General features: G+C 42.1%; 2 protein-coding genes. One reads left to right on the top strand and one right to left on the bottom strand.

Translation table 11 applies throughout. From position 1 onward, the window contains the following. Window positions 1-618, bottom strand: a 618-nt coding sequence (locus tag PX481_RS03210; protein WP_288093641.1) for an Rpn family recombination-promoting nuclease/putative transposase, incomplete at its 3' end; no start/stop codon positions are given. Between the two features lie 335 nt (window positions 619-953). Here PX481_RS03210 and PX481_RS03205 point away from each other — a divergent pair. Next, window positions 954-1,586 (top strand): PEP-CTERM sorting domain-containing protein, encoded by a 633-nt coding sequence (locus tag PX481_RS03205; RefSeq protein WP_288027573.1) that lies wholly within the window; start codon window positions 954-956, stop codon window positions 1,584-1,586. Window positions 1,587-1,909: the final 323 nt, after the last annotated feature.

The raw sequence follows: 1,909 nt of genomic DNA, 5'->3' as shown, positions 1-1,909 counted from the left end.
TTCATCTAAACTAAACATAGTTTCTATCTCCCGACGATTGAGAAGCGGTAACTTATAAACGAGAATCGTCTCTATTAATTGTAAGAGTTCTTGCGGTTTTTGGTCGGGGGTTAATTCTTGCCTCACTCTTTGGATTAATTTTCGGGTGCTATCAATCGCTTTTGCTTTAGATAGGGTGATTAATTGGACTGTAGCTAAACCAATCGAAGTTTGAGGAGTGTTTTCTAATTCATTCAGATAAATCCGTCTGACTCGCTCGGAGTTGAGAAGTTCCCGATAGCGTTGAACTTTATCGGTTTCTACTTGAGGGTTAGGATAGACAATCACACCCCGCCAATCATTGGTTAAGTCAGTTTTACTGAGATATAAGAATATTTCGGTGAAAAAGCGCTGATAAAAAGCCTCATCTTCTTGAAATTGTACCTCACAGAAGTAGATAGGAGTCTGGGGGTGATTATTTTGAGGCAGAAAGACTCCATCGAGACGAAAAGAAAGTTGTTTGACTTCCACTGAGTCAAAGCGGTAGTTATTCGCTTCGGTGATAGGAAGTTGAATTAATTCAAAGAAGATAGAGGGGAATGATTGAAAGAGTTGATAAAAAATCGTGTCAGTTTTCATGCTTTTATTTTATAGCACTACGCGCTAAGATTAGGACGTTTTGCTCACCCCTAACGCCCCTTAATAAAGGGGGGAATAAGGACCGACTTTAACCCCTAAAATAGCTCAATCTTAATCATTACTGATTAATTTAAGATGTTTCCTTGGCGAACCCTTCCAGTCTCTCCCTGATGGGCTTTTTTCCGGATTCATCAATAAAAAACGGAGAATACTTGACAAATTCGGGGGGGGGGTAGAATGAGGCTGCTTATTGCTGTTAAGCAATGATTTATGGGGTATAACGAGCAGTTTTTCCCCATTCTTAGCCATGAAATTAACTTGTCAATCAATCAAAAATGACTAATCAACTGCTAAAAGCCCTTTGCCTTCCGGCGGTGACTTGTGCCGTTTTCACTGCCATTCCCGCCCATGCCGCCATTTTTACCGCTACCTATACGGATACTGTTGCATCACCCGGATTTCTACCCCTTGTCGATAACGTTAATGTCGGTGATACTGCGGTTATTACCTATCAGCTTGACAATGGGGGAACTTCCCTGTTGAGCCAAACATGGAATGCCACTGACATTGTGACTGTCACCTTCAACTTTGGTAATGGAGCCCACGTTACCACCTTTAATCCTAATGGGGGTGATGGGTTGGATGGTACTACAGGAAGCTTTGTCACCAATGCCTCAGGACAGTTAACGGCTGTTCCTTTTGATTGGTCTGATTTCAATAATGTCAATGTCGTCTCAACCAATTCTACACAAACACCTATAGAATGGTACGTGAATGGGTTCAATGGCGTTTACTATACTGACCCAAATTATTATTACGAGGTCAATTTGACCAATGTAGAAGGTAACATCGATCCTGCTAACTGGACTATTCAACCTGCCCAGATACAGACAACCCCCGAACCAGGCACCCTTTTAGGCTTATTAGCGGTGGGTTCTCTGGGTGTATTGGCTTGCAAACGGCAATAAATGACCAATTCTATGGTAAGGAAGGTTTAAAAGCCTTCCTTTTTGGTTAGGGAAAAAGGCACTCTCGCCTATTGAATTTTGGGACATAATGGATAAGTAGCTAGACACAATTAATTACACATATCTAATACTAAGTAGGGTCTGCTGAAAAAGTACGGGCGAAGCATTCGGATAGAAAATCTACGGTTTCACCGATAGGTTATTGCCCGAATGCTTCGCCCCTACAGAACGCGGGCCGATGAAGACGCAAGGTTTTGAACGACGATTCTCTCAAATTCTTGCACCTGTTTCGGAAGAAAAGCCCCAAAACCCTTACTTTGCCT

This window comes from Microcystis sp. M53603_WE2 (genome assembly GCF_030065435.1).
This window is presented reverse-complemented; position numbering and strand designations above follow the sequence as displayed.